The 18,860-nt window shown below is 61.6% G+C and carries 21 protein-coding genes; 12 read left to right on the top strand and 9 right to left on the bottom strand.

Features of this window, described 5'->3' with window-relative positions; genetic code table 11:
- Window positions 1-15: 15 nt before the first annotated feature.
- Entirely contained in the window at window positions 16-1,008 is a 993-nt protein-coding gene (locus ACS7SF_RS09030; RefSeq protein ID WP_439892618.1) for a hypothetical protein, read from the bottom strand.
- A complete protein-coding gene (locus ACS7SF_RS09025; protein WP_439892617.1) occupies window positions 1,005-3,683 on the bottom strand; it encodes a hypothetical protein in 2,679 nt (892 codons plus the stop codon). The genes ACS7SF_RS09030 and ACS7SF_RS09025 overlap by 4 nt, the downstream gene beginning before the upstream one ends.
- A gap of 443 nt (window positions 3,684-4,126) precedes the next feature.
- Here ACS7SF_RS09025 and ACS7SF_RS09020 point away from each other — a divergent pair, with 443 nt between their 5' ends.
- From ACS7SF_RS09020 to ACS7SF_RS09000, 5 genes are all read left to right on the top strand, one after another.
- Window positions 4,127-4,897: an ABC transporter ATP-binding protein gene (locus ACS7SF_RS09020; RefSeq protein ID WP_439892616.1), complete on the top strand. Its 771-nt coding sequence runs from the start codon at window positions 4,127-4,129 to the stop codon at window positions 4,895-4,897.
- Between the two features lie 84 nt (window positions 4,898-4,981).
- A complete protein-coding gene (locus ACS7SF_RS09015) occupies window positions 4,982-5,722 on the top strand; it encodes an ABC transporter ATP-binding protein (RefSeq protein WP_439892615.1) in 741 nt (246 codons plus the stop codon).
- A gap of 75 nt (window positions 5,723-5,797) precedes the next feature.
- Window positions 5,798-7,006 carry an ABC transporter substrate-binding protein gene (locus ACS7SF_RS09010; protein ID WP_439892614.1) on the top strand — a complete coding sequence of 403 codons (1,209 nt, stop codon included), beginning with the start codon at window positions 5,798-5,800 and terminating at the stop codon, window positions 7,004-7,006.
- Between the two features lie 80 nt (window positions 7,007-7,086).
- Window positions 7,087-7,971 carry a branched-chain amino acid ABC transporter permease gene (locus ACS7SF_RS09005; RefSeq protein WP_439892613.1) on the top strand — a complete coding sequence of 295 codons (885 nt, stop codon included), beginning with the start codon at window positions 7,087-7,089 and terminating at the stop codon, window positions 7,969-7,971.
- 8 nt (window positions 7,972-7,979) lie between these two features.
- Window positions 7,980-8,972, top strand: a complete 993-nt coding sequence (locus tag ACS7SF_RS09000) for a branched-chain amino acid ABC transporter permease (protein WP_439892612.1) — start codon at window positions 7,980-7,982, stop codon at window positions 8,970-8,972.
- A gap of 261 nt (window positions 8,973-9,233) precedes the next feature.
- Here ACS7SF_RS09000 and ACS7SF_RS08995 read toward each other — a convergent pair whose 3' ends face one another.
- A complete protein-coding gene (locus ACS7SF_RS08995; RefSeq protein ID WP_439892611.1) occupies window positions 9,234-9,452 on the bottom strand; it encodes a hypothetical protein in 219 nt (72 codons plus the stop codon).
- Between the two features lie 137 nt (window positions 9,453-9,589).
- Between ACS7SF_RS08995 and ACS7SF_RS08990 the strand changes: the two genes are divergently transcribed.
- Both ACS7SF_RS08990 and ACS7SF_RS08985 read left to right on the top strand, forming a co-directional pair.
- Window positions 9,590-10,027: a hypothetical protein gene (locus ACS7SF_RS08990; protein ID WP_439892610.1), complete on the top strand. Its 438-nt coding sequence runs from the start codon at window positions 9,590-9,592 to the stop codon at window positions 10,025-10,027.
- Between the two features lie 35 nt (window positions 10,028-10,062).
- Complete coding sequence (locus ACS7SF_RS08985) at window positions 10,063-10,821, top strand: sulfite exporter TauE/SafE family protein (RefSeq protein WP_439892609.1); 759 nt, start codon at window positions 10,063-10,065, stop codon at window positions 10,819-10,821.
- On the opposite strand, the gene ACS7SF_RS08980 is transcribed toward ACS7SF_RS08985, so the two are convergent.
- Window positions 10,811-11,188 carry a cupin domain-containing protein gene (locus ACS7SF_RS08980; RefSeq protein ID WP_439892608.1) on the bottom strand — a complete coding sequence of 126 codons (378 nt, stop codon included), beginning with the start codon at window positions 11,186-11,188 and terminating at the stop codon, window positions 10,811-10,813. The two genes, ACS7SF_RS08985 and ACS7SF_RS08980, sit on opposite strands and share 11 nt — an antisense overlap.
- Before the next feature lie 170 nt (window positions 11,189-11,358).
- On the opposite strand from ACS7SF_RS08980, the gene ACS7SF_RS08975 reads away from it, so the two are divergent.
- The gene (locus ACS7SF_RS08975) at window positions 11,359-11,910 is read left to right on the top strand and encodes a phosphonate degradation HD-domain oxygenase (protein ID WP_439892607.1); all 552 of its coding nucleotides are present in this window, start codon (window positions 11,359-11,361) and stop codon (window positions 11,908-11,910) included.
- On the opposite strand, the gene ACS7SF_RS08970 is transcribed toward ACS7SF_RS08975, so the two are convergent.
- Window positions 11,896-12,852 (bottom strand): SDR family oxidoreductase, encoded by a 957-nt coding sequence (locus ACS7SF_RS08970; RefSeq protein ID WP_439892606.1) that lies wholly within the window; start codon window positions 12,850-12,852, stop codon window positions 11,896-11,898. The two genes, ACS7SF_RS08975 and ACS7SF_RS08970, sit on opposite strands and share 15 nt — an antisense overlap.
- 103 nt (window positions 12,853-12,955) lie before the next feature.
- On the opposite strand from ACS7SF_RS08970, the gene ACS7SF_RS08965 reads away from it, so the two are divergent.
- Together ACS7SF_RS08965 and ACS7SF_RS08960 are read left to right on the top strand one after the other, a co-directional pair.
- Window positions 12,956-13,855 (top strand): LysR family transcriptional regulator, encoded by a 900-nt coding sequence (locus ACS7SF_RS08965; RefSeq protein ID WP_439892605.1) that lies wholly within the window; start codon window positions 12,956-12,958, stop codon window positions 13,853-13,855.
- 117 nt (window positions 13,856-13,972) lie between these two features.
- Window positions 13,973-14,473, top strand: a complete 501-nt coding sequence (locus tag ACS7SF_RS08960; protein WP_439892604.1) for a C39 family peptidase — start codon at window positions 13,973-13,975, stop codon at window positions 14,471-14,473.
- 43 nt (window positions 14,474-14,516) lie between these two features.
- On the opposite strand, the gene ACS7SF_RS08955 is transcribed toward ACS7SF_RS08960, so the two are convergent.
- The 4 genes from ACS7SF_RS08955 to crgA all read right to left on the bottom strand — a co-directional run bounded on the left by ACS7SF_RS08955 (window position 14,517) and on the right by crgA (window position 16,807).
- Entirely contained in the window at window positions 14,517-14,729 is a 213-nt protein-coding gene (locus ACS7SF_RS08955; RefSeq protein WP_295496773.1) for a DUF3820 family protein, read from the bottom strand.
- Window positions 14,726-15,274, bottom strand: coding sequence for a hypothetical protein (locus ACS7SF_RS08950; protein WP_439892603.1), 549 nt, complete (start codon window positions 15,272-15,274; stop codon window positions 14,726-14,728). The genes ACS7SF_RS08955 and ACS7SF_RS08950 overlap by 4 nt, the downstream gene beginning before the upstream one ends.
- 140 nt (window positions 15,275-15,414) lie before the next feature.
- Complete coding sequence (locus ACS7SF_RS08945; RefSeq protein WP_439892602.1) at window positions 15,415-15,837, bottom strand: DUF3995 domain-containing protein; 423 nt, start codon at window positions 15,835-15,837, stop codon at window positions 15,415-15,417.
- Window positions 15,838-15,910: 73 nt separating this feature from the next.
- Window positions 15,911-16,807: a LysR family transcriptional regulator CrgA gene (gene crgA / locus ACS7SF_RS08940; RefSeq protein ID WP_439892601.1), complete on the bottom strand. Its 897-nt coding sequence runs from the start codon at window positions 16,805-16,807 to the stop codon at window positions 15,911-15,913.
- A 107-nt stretch (window positions 16,808-16,914) separates the two neighbouring features.
- On the opposite strand from crgA, the gene ACS7SF_RS08935 reads away from it, so the two are divergent.
- Both ACS7SF_RS08935 and ACS7SF_RS08930 read left to right on the top strand, forming a co-directional pair.
- Window positions 16,915-17,520, top strand: coding sequence for a short chain dehydrogenase (locus tag ACS7SF_RS08935; protein WP_439892600.1), 606 nt, complete (start codon window positions 16,915-16,917; stop codon window positions 17,518-17,520).
- Between the two features lie 154 nt (window positions 17,521-17,674).
- Window positions 17,675-18,832 carry an ABC transporter substrate-binding protein gene (locus ACS7SF_RS08930; protein WP_439892599.1) on the top strand — a complete coding sequence of 386 codons (1,158 nt, stop codon included), beginning with the start codon at window positions 17,675-17,677 and terminating at the stop codon, window positions 18,830-18,832.
- The last annotated feature ends 28 nt before the right edge of the window (window positions 18,833-18,860 follow it).

Raw genomic sequence — 18,860 nt, 5'->3', positions numbered from 1 at the left:
GATTTGACGGGCCAGTCAGGGTGATGAATTCGTTTCATCTGGAGACCCGACACTCTTCTCGTTAATCCACTTTCGTACAACTTGGCCATTACTTTTCAAATAATCTACTTCAAGCCACCCAGTTTGAGATCGGTTTACTACCGTAACGAAATCTCCTTTAATTAGATACATTTTTGTCTTTGTTTTAGGATTAGGGGAGTCGTAAAGCCATGCTCGATTTTTGTTAACCCTGAGTCGCGTGTCAATCACGCCGGGTTCTTCTGCATGCACGGAAAATTTGGATTTGATGTATGCGGCCTCAGAAACCATTTTCTCATCTTCAAGCTGCCGTGCAATCGCCAAGTAACTGTGGCGATTGGTATCTTTTGGGGGGTCGCATGCCACCAGATTAGACACTCCCATGTTGCTAATGATGACATCTCGGAGATTTAGGCGGACGGTAGAATTGGAAAAATTCCTCCATAGTTCATCCGCACTCGGAGTGGTTTTTTCTGTCATTTCATTTGTGCGATCGACATTTCCAACCAGCCATTTGTCTCCTTTGGGCGACCATTCTCCGCCGCATATTTCTCCTGTCGGCATGGAGAGAATGCACCCTGTTGTCGTTTCGATCGTCGGGCAATACTCCCTTCCCTCGATATGTGGTTTTTTTCCTGCGATCTCTAGTGTTCCTTGCCGGACTAACGGTAAAACAACATAGCGCCCACTGGCAGACACGCCTCTTTGGTCAAAATCTTCGAATACGATCCCGCCGTTCTTGGTCAATTTTTCATCGGAAAACAACCGAAGTCGATGACCATCCCTGGCTACAAAAAATGCGCTAGACCAGCCATTCCCAAAGCGGGATTTTATATCGCCATTTAAAGGGTCATTCAGTTCGATTGATTGACCACCGGGAAGGGTCGTTTGCGATCCTAGGGCTATATCGGGTGCGCCTGAAAAAAGAAGGAATGACGACGCAAATATAATGGCAGGATTTTTTATTCCTAATAAACGGACGTTTTTCATGACAATTGATTCCTTAGGTGCGCGAATCTAGGGTGACGGTCATTCATACTTCTGTTTTCCCCGTAGAAGGCAAGTATCTCTGACTCGTATGCTGCATGAGATGCCCCCCACGTTGAGGGGTTTCTTGGCACGGATGGATGCGTGTGAAAGAAATTGTCCAATGCTCTCCCGACGTCTCTCACGACATTGTTGGGACGATTGACGTGCTGATCGAGTGCAGTCGCATGGCCAAGATCGCTTAAAAAATAGTCGGCAATTGAATGGGTATAGCCAACAGGGATGAGCGTGCGTACCAGCCGCAGACGAACCACAAAGTCCTTCACCTGCTTTTCCTGAAATGCGTCATCCACTATTGCGTGTGCAATAACGGCTAGCGGCTTTTGTCTAATGCTTTGACCGAATGTGGCTGCATTGCAACCCTCCCGCAATTTCGCATGTAGTTGGCTACCAGTTATTTTCTCGCCAGAAGTGATTTCCGGATCTTGGTAGTACATTTTTGTACTTCCGTTCGTTTCAACCGTCCAACCACACCGTGCAAAGAGACGTTGGTATGCTTCCTCGTTGTCAGTTCTGAACTGAGCAACTTGAATCGGAAATTCACCTGAACCCGTTGGATTAACGGTCTTTTGACAGGCTCCCGCGGTAAATATCTCGCTGTCGTATGCTTGGACATCATCAATATTCCCTTCGTTTTGGGACATAGCGGAAAGTACGCGATATTCCCGGACTGTCATTTGGCCGCTATCAAGGAACCGTTGCATGGCAGGTGAATTTTTCAATGACAAACCGCCTCTATACAGAGGGCCATAGTGGACTACCTGCCCATTCCAACGTGTCACCTTGAACTTATTTTCTAAGCAGCACCCGCACTCGCAATCATCCGTGCTACCTGGATTTTGGAAATTCCCCGCCAGAGCAATCGGGTGGATATGAAAGACCTCCGGACTGTCCGGAAACGGTCCCTTTACAGCGTTCTTCACTTCATTCCACCACACGAGTTTCTTGAGCCGCTCGACTTCCGCCTTGTGATACGGCTCCTCGTCAATGCGAGTGAGCACCCTCTCGAAGAAGCTTTCGTACTCGCTCTGGCTGGCCCATTCACTGCGGTGCTTCGGCATCAACCGTGACGCCCGGAGCTGCAGCCATTTGTTAGCCTTCAGTGCGCGCAGTTCATCCGCGGCCCGTGCTTCGTTGCGCATGGGCGATAGCGCGCGGTAGAAGTTGCAGGCCAGCGGCTTGAGATTGTGGATGTCGCCCGTCGCCGGTTTGTCTTCGTTCAGCGCGTAATCCAGATAGCCGTCTACGGTGCGGCACATGGTGGGGTTGCCCCCGTCGTCACCGATGACGGTTTCGAAGTCGATCCACGCGTGCGGCGATTCGCGCGTGACGCCACCGTTGGGTGGCATCTGCCGGTTGCGGACCCAACCGCTGATGTCTTCGTGGCGGCTGTTTGCACTGGTCACGAACCACCATGGTTGGCCAGGGCCTGGGCCATTGTCTTTCGGCCCCTTGTGTTCAGCGGGAAACGCATCGAGCGCGGCTTGGCTGTAGATTTGAACGACAGCTGTTTGCGGAGCGTCGGCGCCTTCTTCGTAAATAGTGTGGCCCTGACCGTCCGTCTTCTTAACCTGGAAGAGCTTGACGCCCTTATCGATGTGCAGCAGGGGGAGTTTGCTTAGATCGATGATGTCCTTGGCGGCTGCGCGAGTCTTTGCCAGGAAATCGGGCAGATCGCTTCCACAGAACACTTCGATATGGACCATCCTGTGTTCCTGGCCGGGGTGATCCTGCAGCCAGTATTGCCCCAGGTGGCCGATCAGGTCATTCGCGTTGATGCGGATGGGTGTGGCGGGCACGATGACTTCATCGCTTTGCGCTTGGGAGATGATGGGCTTGAGCAGTTGGTGCCCGTACTCCTTGCCGAGGAATACCCATCCTTCGTCGGCACCTTCGCGGACATAGCTTGCCACTTCGGGCGGCAGGATGGTGCCGGACTCGATGGCTTCAATTTTTCCCCAGAGCCCTTTCTTGCGCGTTTCTCCAATACGCACTTGCGCGCCACGGGGCAGGATGCCCAGCATCGTAAGGCTTCCCGGTTCCGTGTGGATGTTCAGGCCGATGTGTTCGTCTGGGATAGGGGTGTTTGCACTGGCTTTGGGCTTGTCCGCAGCATGCTCGGTGACTTCATAGGCGCGTGCCCAATAGGTTGGAGGTTGCACGCCCATTTGCTCGTACTCAGCAACGCTTTGCAGGTGCATGTACAGGCTGAAGAATGCAAGCCGATTGCCCGCCGGATATTCCAGCGTGTGCCGTACAAGGGTGAAGGCCGAACTGTAGTGGCCGGTCAGAGTCGTGCCGGGCTGATCGTCTCCCGCTGCGATCTCGCTGATGAGCGGCGTGCGGTTCATGCGGTAAGCGATGATTTCGCCCGCTGCGATGCAGCGCACGCCGTGTACTAGATCAAGATGTTGCCCCGCGCCGTTCGCGGAGACGTGAATGCCGCCGTGCCACATGCCCGAGCTGCTGACGGCAAAATTGCCAGTGCTTTCGCTGCTGAGCCATTCGTAGACGGTGTGTTCGTCGACGAGGGCTTTGCCATCTTTGGCGCGGAAGGGAAAAGCAAAGACCGGAGGTGGGGGCTCAGGAACCACTGGGGGATTGGGTTGATTCGGCATGAAAGCGCTGTCTGAATACTGCGAATTGAACAACTACGTTCAGTTAAACGGCGCTTTAAATCATCCCCGGAACTCAGCATCGATCGCTGTCAAATTATGTTGATGCCGGATTGTCCAGAAGCATTCACGGGATAACGCGCAAAGGTGCGGAACCCTGTGAGAAAGGGATTTCCCGTGATTTCGGGAGTCACGCGAGGGAATGTGGTCGAGGCATTGACACGGCCCTGACACAACCCCGCGTCATATCGATACGCAATCCGCATCACCCCCATACGTAACTCTACGTAACCCCTTCTTGGTGCGCCGAAAAACCAATACCGGTGCGGGTTTCCGGGCGGTAAGGGCGTTGTCATCCTCTCGGTAAAAACCCCGATGTTTTGCAACGCAACAGCCGTTGACAATCATCCGCTACATAAGAAAACGGCGGGAGACCAGAGGGAATCATGGCGCAGGACATCATTCTCGAAACGCGCGGACTGACCAAGGCCTTCAAAGGCTTTACCGCCGTGTCCGACGTCAACCTGCGTGTGCAGCGCGGGTCGATCCACGCGCTCATCGGCCCGAACGGCGCCGGCAAGACGACCTGCTTCAACCTGCTGACCAAATTCCTGGTGCCCACGCGCGGCACCATTCTGTTCAACGGCGTCGATATCACCGCGGAAAAGCCGGCGCAGATTGCGCGGCGCGGCGTGATTCGCTCGTTCCAGATCTCCGCCGTGTTTCCGCATCTGACGGTGATGGAAAACGTTCGCGTTGGACTGCAGCGCCAACTCGGTACGGCATACGCGTTCTGGCAAAGCGAGCAATCGCTCAATGTCTTGAATGACCGCGCGATGGAGCTGCTCGAACAGGTGGGGCTGACGCAGTTCGCGCACACCGTGACGGTGGAGCTGCCGTACGGCCGCAAGCGCGCGCTGGAGATTGCCACCACGCTGGCGATGGAGCCCGAGCTGATGCTGCTCGACGAGCCCACGCAGGGCATGGGCCACGAAGATGTGGACCGCGTGACGGAGCTGATCAAGCGCGTCGCACAGGGCCGCACCATTCTGATGGTCGAACACAACATGAACGTGGTCTCGTCCATCGCCGACAAGATCACGGTGCTGCAGCGCGGCCAGATCCTTGCCGAAGGCCCGTACGAAGAAGTGTCGAAGAACCCGCAGGTGATGGAAGCCTATATGGGCACCGCCGATGCGGCGCTGGAAGGCCACTGATCGACGCTGATCGATCATGCGACGCGGCTGTAAGACGATCAGCCGTGTCACCGAACGCTTGACCCGAACACACGAGAACACTGCATGAGCACGCCCGCGCTCCAGATCAAGGACCTGCACGCCTGGTACGGTGAATCGCACATCCTGCATGGTGTCGACCTGACCGTGAACCGCGGCGAGGTCGTTACGCTGCTCGGCCGCAACGGCGCGGGCCGCACCACCACGCTGCGCGCCATCATGGGCCTGGTGGGCTCGCGCAAGGGCTCGATCGTCGTGCACGACGCGAGCGGCCAGGGCATCGAGACCATCGACCTGCCGACGCACAAGATTGCCCACTGCGGCATCGGCTATTGCCCGGAAGAGCGCGGCATCTTCTCGAGCCTGTCGTGCGAAGAGAACCTGATGCTGCCGCCGGTGTTGAAAGGCCAGGTGGCTAAGTCCGGCAATACCGGCATGAGCATCGACGAGATCTACGCGATGTTCCCCAACCTGAAGGAGCGCCGTCAGAGCCAGGGCACGCGCCTGTCGGGCGGTGAGCAGCAGATGCTGGCGGTCGGGCGCATCCTGCGCACGGGCGCAAACCTGCTGTTGTTGGATGAGATTTCCGAAGGGCTGGCCCCGGTGATCGTGCAGGCGCTGGCCCGCATGATCCTGATGCTCAAGAAGCGCGGCTACACGGTGGTGATGGTGGAGCAGAACTTCCGCTTTGCCGCGCCGCTGGCCGATCGCTTTTATGTGATGGAACACGGCCGCATCGTCGAGCGTTTCGAGGCGGCGCAGTTGCAGGACAAGATGCCGGTGCTGCACGAGCTGCTCGGCGTTTAAGACGATTTCCCCATCGATTTGCAAGACCCATGCGCCAGCGCGATCCGCGGCGCGCACGACACAGGAGACAAGACCATGACACTCAAGAAGCTGGCTGGTGCATTGATGGCGGCAGGGCTGGGCGTTGCAGCATTCGGTGCACACGCGCAGGTGAGCGGTGACAAGGTGAAGATCGGCTACATCACTGATCTGTCGGGTCTGTATGCCGACATCGACGGGCAGGGCGGTGTCGAGGCGGTCAAGATGGCGATCGAAGACGCGGGTGGCAAGGTGCTCGGCAAGCCGATCGAACTGGTCACGGCCGACCACCAGAACAAGGCTGACATCGCCGCTTCCAAGGCGCGCGAGTGGATGGACCAGCAGGGCATCGACATGCTGCTGGGTGGCACCAACTCCGCCACGTCGCTGGCGATGAGCAAGGTGGCGGCCGAGAAGAAGAAGGTGTTCATCGGCATCGGCGCCGGCACCGCCCGCCTGACCAACGAGGAGTGCACGCCGTACACGATTCACTACGCATATGACACGGTGGCGCTGGCCAAGGGCACCGGCAGCGCGGTGGTCAAGCAGGGCGGCAAGTCGTGGTTCTTCCTGACCGCCGACTACGCCTTTGGTCACTCGCTGGAGAACGACACCGCTGCCGTGGTCAAGGCCAACGGCGGCACGGTGGTGGGCTCGGTCAAGCATCCGTTGTCGGCCTCGGACTTCTCGTCGTACCTGCTGCAGGCGCAATCGTCCAAAGCGCAGATCCTGGGCTTGGCCAACGCGGGTGGCGACACGATCAACTCGATCAAGGCGGCCAAGGAATTTGGCATCACCAAGTCGATGAAGATCGCTGGCCTGCTGATGTTCATCAACGATGTGCACAGCCTGGGCCTGCAAACCGCCGAAGGCCTGCTGATGACCGACAGCTGGTACTGGGACAAGGACGACGCCAGCCGCAAGTTCGCCAATCGCTACTTCGGCAAGATGAAGAAGATGCCGAGCAGCTTGCAGGCCGCCGACTACTCGGCCGTGTCGAACTACATCAAGGCGGTGGCGGCCGCCGGCACGGATGATCCGGACAAGGTGATCGCGCAGCTCAAGAAGACGAAGATCGACGACTTCTACACCAAGGGCTACATCCGCCAGGACGGTCGTGGCATCCACGACATGTACCTGCTGCAGGTGAAGACGCCGGCGGAATCGAAGAAGCCATGGGATTACCTGAAGGTGGTGGCAACGATTCCGGGCGAGCAGGCCTTCGCCACGCAGGCGGAATCGAAGTGCGCGCTGTGGAAGAAGTAAGCGTGTAAGCACCGGCGCCGCTGTCCAATGGAAGGCGGCGCCGTCAATCGTGTTGGTGTGGTGTTCTCTTCCTGACCGCAATGGAAATCTTCGGCGTTCCGCTACCGGCCATGCTCAGCCAGCTACTGCTGGGCCTGGTCAACGGTTCCTTTTATGCGATGTTGAGCCTGGGCCTTGCGGTCATCTTCGGGCTGCTCAACGTCATCAATTTCGCGCACGGGGCGCTGTTCATGCTGGGCGCGGTGCTCACGTGGATGGGCTTCTCGTACCTGGGCGTGCCGTACTGGGCAATGCTGGTGCTCTCGCCACTGGTGATCGGCCTGCTGGGCGTGGTGATCGAGCGTACGCTGCTGCGCTTCATCTACAAGCTCGACCATCTGTACGGTTTGCTGCTGACCTTGGGCGTGACGCTCGTCATCGAAGGCGTATTCCGCGCCATCTACGGTGTGTCGGGCCTGCCGTACAACACGCCGGAGCTGCTGCAGGGCGCGACTGATCTCGGCTTCATGATGCTGCCCAACTACCGCGCGTGGGTGGTGGTGGCTTCGCTGGCGGTGTGCTTCGCCACGTGGTTCATGATCGAGAAGACGAAGCTGGGCGCGTATCTGCGCGCCGGCACCGAGAACCCGAAGCTGGTGGAAGCCTTCGGCGTGAACGTGCCGTTGATGGTCACGCTCACCTACGGTTTTGGCGTGGCGCTGGCGGCGTTTGCCGGTGTGCTGGCGGCACCCGTCATCCAGATCTCGCCGCTGATGGGGCAGAGCATGATCATCACCGTGTTTGCTGTGGTGGTGATCGGCGGGATGGGGTCGATCCTCGGTTCGATCGTCACCGGCCTCGGTCTGGGCGTGATCGAGGGGCTGACCAAGGTGTTTTATCCACAGGCGTCGTCCACAGTGGTGTTCGTGATCATGGTGCTGGTGCTGCTGGTGCGTCCGGCTGGCCTGTTCGGTAAAGAGAAATAAGCAGCGCTATGCAAAACACCTCTTCCTCTTCCCTCAAATACGCGCTGTACGGCTTGCTGCTGGTGGCGCTGATTGCCGCGCCGCTGGTGGGCGCCTACCCGGTGTTCGTCGCCAAGCTGCTGTGCTTTGCGCTGTTTGCGTCGGCCTTCAACCTGCTGCTGGGGTATACCGGGCTGCTGTCGTTCGGGCACGCGGCGTTTTTTGGCGGCGCAGGCTACGTGGCCGGCTATATGATGCGCGACCTGAACGTCACGCCGGAGCTGGGCCTGTTGGCCGGCACCGCCGCCGGGGCGTTCATCGGCCTGATCGTCGGTCTGCTGGCCATCCGCCGCCAGGGCATCTACTTCGCGATGATCACGCTGGCGCTGGCGCAGATGCTGTACTTCTTTTGCCTGCAGGTGCCGTTCACCGGCGGTGAGGACGGCCTGCAAGGTGTGCCGCGCGGCAAGCTGTTCGGCGTGCTGGACCTGACGGATGACCGGACGCTGTACTACGTCGTGCTCGCCATCGTGGCGCTGGCCTTCCTGCTGATCGTGCGCACGATCCACTCGCCGTTCGGGCAGATCCTCAAGGCCATCAAGGAGAACGAGCCGCGCGCCATCTCCCTTGGCTACGATACCGATCGCTTCAAGCTGCTGGCCTTCGTGCTGTCGGCCGCGCTCACCGGCCTGGCCGGTTCGCTCAAGACGCTGGTGCTCGGCTTCGAGACGCTGACGGACGTGCATTGGTCGATGTCCGGCTCGGTGATCCTGATGACGCTGGTGGGCGGCCTGGGGATCCTGTCGGGCCCGTTGCTGGGCGCGGCACTGGTGATTGCGCTGGAAAACAAGCTCGGCGACATCGGCAGCTTCCTGGCGGGTGCCACGGGCGTCGACGGCTTCAACGTGCTGGGCGAATCGGTGACGACCGTCACGGGCGCGATCTTCGTGATCTGTGTGCTGACCTTCCGACGCGGCATCATGGGCGAGATTGCCGCGCGCGTGCCGTGGCTGCGGCGTTGACGCCACAATGGCAGAAGATGGCGGCAAGTTTCGGCCGAACGGCTGATCTTGGTGCTTAATGCACCGTAAGGGTTTGCTCTAGTTGCTGCATTGCGGTGCATCTTTTACAGTCTCGTTACGGTTTTCGCACGAGATAAATGAGGCGGGAGCGAGGAGACGACAGCACACACCGCACGAAACGGTGGAGATGCTAAATAGAACAGAGGCCCTGCTGGGTGATCCCCGGCAGGGCCTTTTTGTTTGTGGCGTTCGCCAGCGCAGTTAGGCGCCGGCCGCCAGCAGGGCCCGGCCCCGGGCGCTGACGGTCACCAAATGTGTATCGGGCGCGCAGTCCACCAGCCCATCGATGCGCGCATCTTCCCAGATCGACAAACGTGGACATGACGTCCGCCACGTCTCCAAGACCTCCGCATACGGCCTGGGCCGCTCGGCCAGTGACTGCAGCAATTGCAGGGTGAGGGCACGGGTGGGGTCGGTCATGGCGGGCTCCGTTTTCGGGTTATCCACATATCCACATATGCACAGTCTCGTCGGCGCTGGCGCACAAGAGAAATGCATTCGGAGTCGACGCCTATGCGGCCAGTGCATGACAATGGCGCCTTCGCTTCGAGCCGCCCATGACCCTGTCCACCCGCCTTGCCACGCCGGATGACCGGCCGCGCCTGTTGGCCGCCATCGCATCGAGCGCCCCACCGCTGCAATTGGCACATGCCGTTGATACGCTGCTGGCTCACCCGAGCGTGCATCCATGCTTCCTCGTCGAGGAAGACGGAGCCTTGGTCGGCGTCACGCCGATCACGCTGGTGCCGCACTTGGCGCTCGGTGGGTTGGTGGCGTGGCTGCCGGTCGGCGTGATGCTGTTTTCCGATGACGTGGCCACGCGTGATGCCGCCTTGGCCGCCGTCAATGAGTACGCCCGCGCACATGGCATACTCCACGTCCTGCTGCCGCCCGCGGCGCTTGCCGCGTATGACGCCACCGCGCTCGGCTTTGCGCCGGATGCATCCGGTTGCTGGCGCCGCAGCGCGCGTCCTTCGCCCAAGTCGCTGGGCTAGTCCTTCCCGCTCACCCGCCTGTTTCTGTTTCCCTGATGGAATTCGCTTTGCTTGCCGTGGCCGGTTTTCTGGCCGGCCTGATCGATGCCGTGGCCGGTGGCGGCGGCCTGGTGCAGATTCCCGCGCTGTTCTCGGCGTACCCGAACATCGCACCCGCCACGCTCATTGGCACCAACAAGGTCGCGTCGATGTCGGGCACGGCCACCGCGGCGGTGCGTTACGGCCGCACGGTGCGCATCTACTGGGGCGCGACGGCGCCGGCGGTGGTCACGGCGTTTGCGTTTTCACTGCTCGGCGCGTGGGCGCTCACGCATATCCCGGCTGAGCCGCTGCGCCGCGCGCTGCCGTTTGTGCTGGCGGTGCTGCTGATCTACACAGTGGCCAAGAAGAATCTGGGTGCGGAGCACGCCCCGAGCCTCAAGGGCTGGCGCGAGCGCGCGGCGGCACTGCTGGCCGGTGCCGTCATCGGCTTCTACGACGGCGTGTTTGGTCCGGGCACCGGCAGCTTTCTGATGATCGTATTCGTGCGCGTGTTCGGCTACGATTTCCTGCACGCATCCGCGTCCACCAAGATCGTCAATCTGGCGACCAACGTGGCAGCCTTGCTGCTGCTGGCCGCCAAGGGCCATGTGTGGTGGCAGCTTGGCTTGGTGATGGCGGTGGCCAATGTGGCCGGCAATCAGGTCGGCAGCCACCTCGCGCTGCGGCACGGCAGCCGCTTCGTGCGCAAGGTGTTCATCGTGGTGGTGCTGGCGCTGATCTTGAAGACGGCTTACGACGCCTTCATCCGTTGAGTTGCGTGTCGAGCGCCACGGTGCGCTCGGCGACGATATCGCCCGTGTGCTGCGTGGTCACGGTTTCAATGAGCATGATTCCGCATTCCTCCTCCGCGACGGGGAAGTGCCGCACGCCGCGCGGCACCACGCAGAATGCGCCCGGGCCGAGATGCACATCGGCGCGGTCTTCGAAGGCAATCTTCAGGTGGCCGTAGACGACGAAGAACAGCTCGTCTTCATTCGGGTGGTCGTGCCAGACGAACTCGCCTTTGAGCTTGGCCACCTTGATGTACTGATCATTGACCTGGCCGACGATGCGCGGTGACCAGTAGTCCGTCACCTGTTCCAGCGCCTGTGTGACCTGTACGGCGTGTCCTGCGAGCATGATGGGCTCCGATGTGTGGGGAGGCCCAGAAGATAAGGGCGCGCACCGCGCATGCCCAACCAAACTTTCTAATCGGGCCGATCACGCACGCTAATGCGTGAGGCGTTGTCACTGGTTTGACGTACTGCGGGCCTACGCTGCAAGGTTTCGCGTTCCCCGTCCGCAGACCTATGGCGCTGAGCCTCGACGACATCCGCACGCTATTCGCGCGCCACGGCGATATCGCTTACAGCGGCGAACCCGTCACCCAGCTCGAACATGCGCTACAGACAGCGGCGCTGGCGGAGGCGGCCGGGGCGTCGGATGCGCTGGTCACCGCAGCGCTGCTGCACGATCTCGGCCACCTGCTGAATCTGCAGGGTGATACCCCGACCGCCCACGGCATCGACGATCAGCACCAATACTTCGCGCTGCCGTTCCTGCGCGCGGTGTTTCCAGATGCGGTGCTCGAGCCGATCCGCCTGCACGTGGATGCCAAGCGCTGTCTGTGCGCGATGGACGCGCATTACTACGCGCGCTTGTCAGCCGATTCCGTGCGCAGTCTTGCGTTGCAAGGCGGCGTGTTTTCAGCGGAGGAGGCCGAGGTCTTCATGCAACGCCCCTACGCAACGGACGCGCTGCAACTGCGTCGCTGGGATGACCTTGCCAAGGTGGCCGGCCAGTCGACGCCCGATCTTGCGCACTTCCTCGCCACGGCGGCGCGGGTGTCAGTGGCAGCCTAGGCTACGCAGGGTCGCGCCCACGGCTTCGTCCCACGGCGTATGCGGTTCGGCGCCGAGTGCCTGCACGAGTTTGGCGTTGTCCATGCGCGCCGGGTGCTGCCACAGGTAACGCATCTCGCGCATCTCACGCAGCATCTCGGAAAACGGCGACAGCACCGGCAGCGCCCACCACGGGAATGCGCGCGTCTTGACCGGCCGGCCCACCGCGCGCCCGATCGACGCGGCCATCTGCGTGCCGTCGGCATCCCAGTGGCCGCGCATGTGGTAGACCGCAAAGTCGGGCAGGCGGTCGCCCAGTTCGATCAGGCGCAGCATCGTCTCGGCCACATCCGGCAGATAGGCCCACTGGTGACCTACGCCGCGAGCGCCCGGATAGGTGAGGGTACCTACTGGCTTGCCCGGCTTGACCAGTGCGCCGGCAAACCAGGTATTGCCGGTCTGCGGCCCGAAGAAATCGCCCGCTCGCACGATCAGGCTGCGCACGCCGTCCGCGCTGGCGGCCTGCATGCGGCGCTCCAATTCCACGCGGATTTTGCCCTTGCGGGTGAGCGGCGCCTGCGCCGTGGTTTCACGCAGCACCGGGAACGTCTCGGGTGCAAAGTTGTACACCGTGCCCGGCAGCACGATGCGCGCACCCGAAGCGCGGGCAGCGGCGATGGTGTTGTCGATCATCGGCAGCACCTGGCCGGCCCAGTTCTTGTAGCCCGGCGGGTTGACGGCGTGGACGATCAGTTCCGCGCCCTGCGCCGCGCTGACCACGTCCTCGCGCACCATGGCGTCGCCGCGCATCCATTCGAATGCCGTGTTCCGGTTGGCGAGCGTATCGGGATTGCGCTGCAGCGCGCGTACATGCCAGCCGCGGGCCACCAGCCGGCGCGCGACTTCGCCACCGATGCCGCCCGTGGCGCCCAGTACCAATGCGATGCGTTTTGCCCGTTCCATGTTCGTGCTCCTAGCTGTGTGAGCGTTGCAATGGAAGGCATTCTGGCGGCGACTGTGCTTCAATGGAATTGTTGATGATGAGCGTACAGCTATACGAATTTGTATGACCGTAAAACCAGAACCGGGCTGGGAGCTGTATCGGACCTTTCTTGCCGTCGTGCGAGAGGGCTCGCTGTCGGGGGCGGCACGCGCGCTGGGGCTGACGCAGCCCACGGTCGGGCGTCATGTCGACGCGCTCGAACAGGCGCTGGGCATGTCGCTGTTCATCCGCACGCAACAGGGACTGAGCCCGACCGAGGCCGCGTTGTCGCTGCGGCCGTTTGCGGAATCGCTGGAGGCCACCAGTGCCGCCTTGCTGCGCGCCGCCTCCAGTCAGGGGGAGGGCGTGCGCGGCACCGTGCGCATCACCGCCAGCGAGGTGGTGGCGGTGGAGGTGCTGCCGCCCATCCTCGCGGATCTGCACGCCGCCTATCCGGAGCTGACGCTCGAATTGGTGCCCTCGAATCGCATGGAAGACCTGCTGCGCCGCGAAGCCGATATCGCCGTGCGCATGCAGCCGCCGAGCCAGAGCGTGCTCGTCGCGCGCCATCTCGGCGGTATCGAGCTGGGCGTGTTTGCGCACAAGCGCTATCTGGCGCAACGGGGCACGCCTTCCACGCTGGAAGATCTCGCCGCCCATACATTGATCGGCTACGACAAGGAGAACGCCTTCCTGCGCAGCGTGCGTGCGCAATTGCCGTGGATTCAGCGCAGCCGCTTTGCGTTACGTACCGACAGCGATCTCGCCGCAATTGCCGCGCTGCGGGCAGGTTTTGGGGTGGGCTTCTGCCAGATCGGTTTGGCGCGGCACAACCCCGATCTCGTGCGCCTGTTTGCGGGGCAGGTGTCGATCACGCTCGACACGTGGCTCGCCATGCACGAAGACTTGCGTGACAACCCGCGCTGCCGTGTCGTGTTTGATGCGCTGGCCACAGGGCTGCTGCGCTACATCAACGGTGAGTGATCGATTGGCCTGGGCCGGCGTCCCCTGTCTTCCGCTGCATGGTCGGCGTCGCGGCGGGTTGGGATAGTGACGGCACATCGGCAGATGCCGGTGCATCTCGTTTCAGGAGAACACATCATGACCCGAACCCAACCCGCCGTGCTGCATGCCCAGCAGCCACTGAGCGACATCTGCTGGGCAACCTGCGTGAAGATGGTGCTCGAAGTGCGACGCGGCAAGGTGAACCCGGATATCACCGCCGACAGCATCAGCCGCCGTGTGCTGTACGCCCCAAAGGGTGGAGAAAACACGGCGCTGCCCGATCACGTGATCAAAGCCGCGCTCGAAGCCTATGGGTGCCCGTACACGCTGCTCAATCGCCAGCTCACCTGGGATGAAGTGACGGCCCAGATCGGCAAGAACCACCCGGTCGTGCTCGGTATTGGCTGGCGTGGCACGAAGAGCGGGCACGCCATTGTGGTGGGCGGTTATGACGTGGATGCCGCCAACAAGCGCTGGCTGCTGATCAACGACCCGGGTCTGGCGGCGGAAAGCCGCGTGGCCTTCGATGACGTGGTGGCAGGCCGATACGGTGCGCATGCCAATGGGGAGTGGCAAACCTCGTTGATCGAGCCCTGATCGACGTACCGCACGCCGGGGAACGTGCCATGCGTCCGGCGTGTCAGCCCTTGCGCAGCGGGTCGAGCAGGCCCTTTAGGCCGTTGTGATCCAGCTCCTGCATCAGCGCCAGCAAGCGACCGATCTGCCCCGGCGGAAAACCCTCACGCGCGAACCAGTTCAGGTAGTGGCCCGGCAGGTCGGCGATGAGGCGGCCCTTGTACTTGCCGAAGGGCATTTGCGTGGTGACGAGGCGTTGGAGGTCTTCGGGGTTCATGGCGCTGCAACGGTGCTGAGCTGTAGTTGGATGGATTCGCCGATGCTCAGCTCACCGACTGCATGATGATTGAACGGAGTTCGTTCCGCGAGCGCATCCAGCGTGCAGCTATGGAGGGAGACGCGTGCAGCATCGTTTCGGCGCAGTGCACTCCAGAGGACAGACATCGTTAGCGATTCCTCTTCCGGGAGAGTCTGTCCAGGGAGTACGGAACTGTCGGGGGCAACGTACTTGAACGTGTACTCGCCGCGTAAGATGGGACGCTTCTTCAGCTCGGCGACCATTTCGGATACCGTGGGCATCTGCTCATAGTCGAACGGCTCCCGCGATTCTCCATCCGATAATTCTCGATTGGTCTTCCCCGGGTGCGTGGTCGTGCCTTGATCGAGCAGGGATACCGTAATTGTCTGGCCTGCCCGGAGTTGCATCCGATCAATCCACGTGAGGTACGTACTCTCACCCCCCTCGGGATAGATGCCACCGCCGAGATTCAATGTCGCGAAATCTTCGTCGATCCGTGAGCCGCTCACGTGAAGACTGAGCATGTTGTATCCATCCTCGCTTGAGACTGTCGCGAGAAGCTGGCCATCTACAGAAACTGAAAGCGAAGGCATGGCGGGGCAGAAGGGTAACTAAGCAGACTAGCTTAGCCGACGCGTCAACCTGAAAGGTGATCGCCGTCTTGCTACTGCACAGACGCCGCAATCAGCGCCGCCAACACCACACACAACGGCGAATACACCCACGTGTCCCGCTGCGCAAACACACTGCCGCGCACCCGCTTGAAGAAGCCGACATAGCGGAAATCCCCCACGGCACGCAGCGCAAAGATGACGGCAAGCAGAAGGGCGCCAACGCGCAGCACGCCGTGCGGAACCGGCGTTGCGAGATTGCCGGATGCCGCAGCCACCCAGGCCGCCATGGCGAGCAGGATCACCGCGACCAACGCCGTGCCAATCACGCTCGGTCGGAACAGCGGCGCGCCCCCGACCGATGGCACGGCGGCCTGTTTGCCGGCGGTGCCGCCCACCGCCCAGTACAGATGCGTCGAGCCGAGGAAGGTAAGCACTGCACAAGCGATGCGACCTGCAACGAGGGCGAAGAACATGATGGTGGCTCAGGGGAAGGTGGCCCGAGTGTAGTCGGCCATGTTGCTTGTTGCGATGGCCACGGTGTCGCACCTAAGCCGGCACCCGCGCACCGACCTGCTCCAGCAAATGCGCCACAAAACTGGAAAGCTTCGGCAGCGGACTGCGATCCTGCCGATACACGATATGAATCGGCCGCGGCTCGGGTGCATAGGCTTGCAGCACGCGCACGAGCCGGCCATTCGCCAGGTCTTCGGCAACGAGCACTTCCGGTTGCAGCAGCAGGCCGGCCCCTGCAATTGCCGCCATGCGCAGGCCATGTCCGTCGTTGCACGTGAAGGCCGGATCGTCGCGCCACGGCGTGCCCCCATCCCAACCCGCGAGCTGCCAGGCATTGCGGTTGTTCCACACCATGTGCGAGAGACAGCGATGCTGCGGCAGGTCTGCCGGTGTCTCAGGGCGCCCGTGCCGCGCGAGGTAATCCGGCGATGCGCAGATGACCATGCGATACACGCACAACGGCTTGGCCACCAGATCCGCATCACCCAGCGGCCCGATGCGGATGGCGAGGTCGAACCCTTCGTCGACGAGGTCGACCATGCTGTTGCTCAGATTCAGTTCCACGCGCACTTGCGGATGCGCTTGCTGGAACGTCGCCGCCAGCGGCGCGACGACACATGCGCCAAAGGTGGTCGGCGCGCTGACCTTGAGCGTGCCCGATGGCGACGCGCGTAACCGCTCGACGGAGGTTTCTGCCCAGCGGACTTGTTCGAGCACGCGCTTGGCATCTTCGTAGAACACGCGGCCGGCATCGGTGAGGCTCTGGCGGCGCGTGCTGCGCTGGAGCAGACGCGCGCCCAGTTGCGCTTCTAGCGCGTTCACGTACTTGCCGACCATCACCGCTGACATCTCCAGCCGCGCCGCCGCCTCGGTGAAGTTGCCGCCCTCGACCACGGCGACGAAGGTTTCCATGCTGCGCAGCTTATCCATATTCCGAACTAATGATTAGGAATATATGAATCTATCACGGCTTTATCACACATTGGGTTCGGCGAAGAATGCATACCATTCCAACCGAATCAGCACAGGAGTTCAGCATGAAGATCGTCGTGATTGGCGCCAGCGGCACGCTTGGCCGCGCCGTGGTGGCGGAACTGGAGCAGGGCGGGGCGCACCAAATCATTCGCGTCGGGCGCACGCAGGGCCAGCATCAAGTCGACATCACCAATGCCGACAGCGTGGCTGCGCTGTTCGACAAGCTGGGCCGTGTGGATGCCATCGTCTCCACCACCGGCAACCTGTTCTTCGGCAAGCTGACCGAGATGACCGCCGCAGACTTCAACATCGGCCTGCAAGACAAGCTGCTGGGGCAGGTGCGCCTGGCGCTGGTCGGTCAGCACTATCTGAACGACGGCGGCTCGATCACGCTCACCACCGGCATCGTCGGCCAGGAGCCGATTGCGCAAGGCGCCAATGCAACCGCAGTGAACTCGGCGGTGGAGGGGTTCGTACGTGCTGCCGCATGCGAGCTGCCGCGCGGCATCCGCATCAACGCCGTGAGCCCAACGGTGCTGACCGAATCGATGGATGTATTTGGCCCGTTCTTCCCTGGCTTTGAGCCCGTGCCGGCGGCGCGCGCGGCGTTGGCGTATCGGCGCAGCGTAGAAGGCGTGCAGAGCGGTCGGGTGTATCGGGTGGGCTAAGCCAGGTGAAGATGCCGCGCAGAGCAAGGTTCGGGGAATGTCCCCCTTGCTCGGGCCGCGTGACTCCTTCTAGACTCCTTCATCCCCGACCCGGCGGTCGGTCAATCTCAGACGCAGGGCGGGCGCAGGCCCGTCGCACACTCCAGGAGACGGCATGAAGGTTTCGCGCGCTACCCCGATCGCAAAGGCGGCACTCGTCGCGACGGCGCTGTTGGCCGGCACAGCATTCGCCCAGGTCAAGGTCGGCATCACGGTGTCGGCGACGGGGCCGGCAGCATCGCTGGGGATTCCCGAAAAGAACACCGTGGCGCTGCTGCCCAAAGAGATCGCGGGCAAGAAGATCGAATACATCGTGCTCGACGATGCGACGGACTCCACCACCGCCGTCAAGAACACGCGCAAGCTCATCACCGAAGACAAGGTCGACCTGGTGATCGGCTCCACCGTCACGCCCAACTCGCTGGCGATGGTGGATGTGGCGGCCGAGAACGAGACGCCGATGATCGCGCTGGCCGCCTCTGCACGCATTGTCGAACCGGTGGATGCCAAGCGTGCGTGGGTTTTCAAGACGCCGCAGAACGATTCGCACATGGCCACCGCCATTGCCGAACACATGGCCAATCACGGCGTGAAGACCGTCGCGCTGATCGGCTTTGCCGATGCCTATGGCGATTCGTGGGCGCAGGAGTTCGACAAGGTGGCGACGCTGCGCAAGCTGAAGATCGTTGCCAACGAGCGCTTTGCACGTACCGATACGTCGGTGACGGGGCAGGTGCTGAAGATCGTGTCGGCCAATCCGGATGCCGTGCTGATCGCAGGCTCGGGTACGCCGGCTGCATTGCCCGAGCGTGCGCTGAAGGAGCGCGGCTACAAGGGGAAGCTGTACCAGACGCACGGTGTGGCCAATGCGGATTTCCTGCGCGTGTGCGGCAAGGATTGCGAAGGCACGTTCCTGCCGGCCGGCCCCATCCTCGTGGCCGAGCAATTGCCCGACAGCAACCCGGTGAAGAAGCCGGCGCTGGCCTACAAGACCGCGTATGAGAAGGCGTATGGCGGCCAGGTTTCCACCTTCGGCGGCCACATGTGGGACGCAGGTCTGTTGCTCGCCAACGCGATGCCGGCCGCGCTGAAGAAGGGGCAGCCGGGAACGCCGGCTTTCCGCAAAGGCCTGCGGGATGCGCTGGAAGCGACGACCAATCTGGCGATTTCGCATGGCGTGATGAACATGAACCCGAAGGATCACCTGGGCCTGGACCAACGCTCGCGCGTGATGGTCGAGATCAAAGACGGCAAGTGGAAGCTGCAGAACTGATCGCGCTGCGCCTTCATCGCCCCGCGCA

The sequence above is a fragment of the Ralstonia sp. 25C genome, assembly GCF_051904805.1.
Taxonomy (GTDB): domain Bacteria; phylum Pseudomonadota; class Gammaproteobacteria; order Burkholderiales; family Burkholderiaceae; genus Ralstonia.
This window is presented reverse-complemented; position numbering and strand designations above follow the sequence as displayed.

Coding starts and splice junctions, on each gene's coding strand:
- ACS7SF_RS08950 (WP_439892603.1), bottom strand. CDS start 15,274: ATGCTCAGTCTTCACGTGAGCGGCTCACGGATCGACGAAGATTTCGCG.
- ACS7SF_RS08970 (WP_439892606.1), bottom strand. CDS start 12,852: ATGGAACGGGCAAAACGCATCGCATTGGTACTGGGCGCCACGGGCGGC.
- ACS7SF_RS08985 (WP_439892609.1), top strand. CDS start 10,063: ATGGAATTCGCTTTGCTTGCCGTGGCCGGTTTTCTGGCCGGCCTGATC.
- ACS7SF_RS08995 (WP_439892611.1), bottom strand. CDS start 9,452: ATGACCGACCCCACCCGTGCCCTCACCCTGCAATTGCTGCAGTCACTG.
- ACS7SF_RS09015 (WP_439892615.1), top strand. CDS start 4,982: ATGAGCACGCCCGCGCTCCAGATCAAGGACCTGCACGCCTGGTACGGT.
- ACS7SF_RS08930 (WP_439892599.1), top strand. CDS start 17,675: ATGAAGGTTTCGCGCGCTACCCCGATCGCAAAGGCGGCACTCGTCGCG.
- ACS7SF_RS09025 (WP_439892617.1), bottom strand. CDS start 3,683: ATGCCGAATCAACCCAATCCCCCAGTGGTTCCTGAGCCCCCACCTCCG.
- ACS7SF_RS09000 (WP_439892612.1), top strand. CDS start 7,980: ATGCAAAACACCTCTTCCTCTTCCCTCAAATACGCGCTGTACGGCTTG.
- ACS7SF_RS08990 (WP_439892610.1), top strand. CDS start 9,590: ATGACCCTGTCCACCCGCCTTGCCACGCCGGATGACCGGCCGCGCCTG.
- ACS7SF_RS08945 (WP_439892602.1), bottom strand. CDS start 15,837: ATGTTCTTCGCCCTCGTTGCAGGTCGCATCGCTTGTGCAGTGCTTACC.
- ACS7SF_RS09020 (WP_439892616.1), top strand. CDS start 4,127: ATGGCGCAGGACATCATTCTCGAAACGCGCGGACTGACCAAGGCCTTC.
- ACS7SF_RS09010 (WP_439892614.1), top strand. CDS start 5,798: ATGACACTCAAGAAGCTGGCTGGTGCATTGATGGCGGCAGGGCTGGGC.
- ACS7SF_RS08955 (WP_295496773.1), bottom strand. CDS start 14,729: ATGAACCCCGAAGACCTCCAACGCCTCGTCACCACGCAAATGCCCTTC.
- ACS7SF_RS08975 (WP_439892607.1), top strand. CDS start 11,359: ATGGCGCTGAGCCTCGACGACATCCGCACGCTATTCGCGCGCCACGGC.
- ACS7SF_RS08935 (WP_439892600.1), top strand. CDS start 16,915: ATGAAGATCGTCGTGATTGGCGCCAGCGGCACGCTTGGCCGCGCCGTG.
- ACS7SF_RS09005 (WP_439892613.1), top strand. CDS start 7,087: ATGGAAATCTTCGGCGTTCCGCTACCGGCCATGCTCAGCCAGCTACTG.
- ACS7SF_RS08980 (WP_439892608.1), bottom strand. CDS start 11,188: ATGCTCGCAGGACACGCCGTACAGGTCACACAGGCGCTGGAACAGGTG.
- ACS7SF_RS08960 (WP_439892604.1), top strand. CDS start 13,973: ATGACCCGAACCCAACCCGCCGTGCTGCATGCCCAGCAGCCACTGAGC.
- ACS7SF_RS08965 (WP_439892605.1), top strand. CDS start 12,956: ATGACCGTAAAACCAGAACCGGGCTGGGAGCTGTATCGGACCTTTCTT.
- ACS7SF_RS09030 (WP_439892618.1), bottom strand. CDS start 1,008: ATGAAAAACGTCCGTTTATTAGGAATAAAAAATCCTGCCATTATATTT.
- crgA (WP_439892601.1), bottom strand. CDS start 16,807: ATGGATAAGCTGCGCAGCATGGAAACCTTCGTCGCCGTGGTCGAGGGC.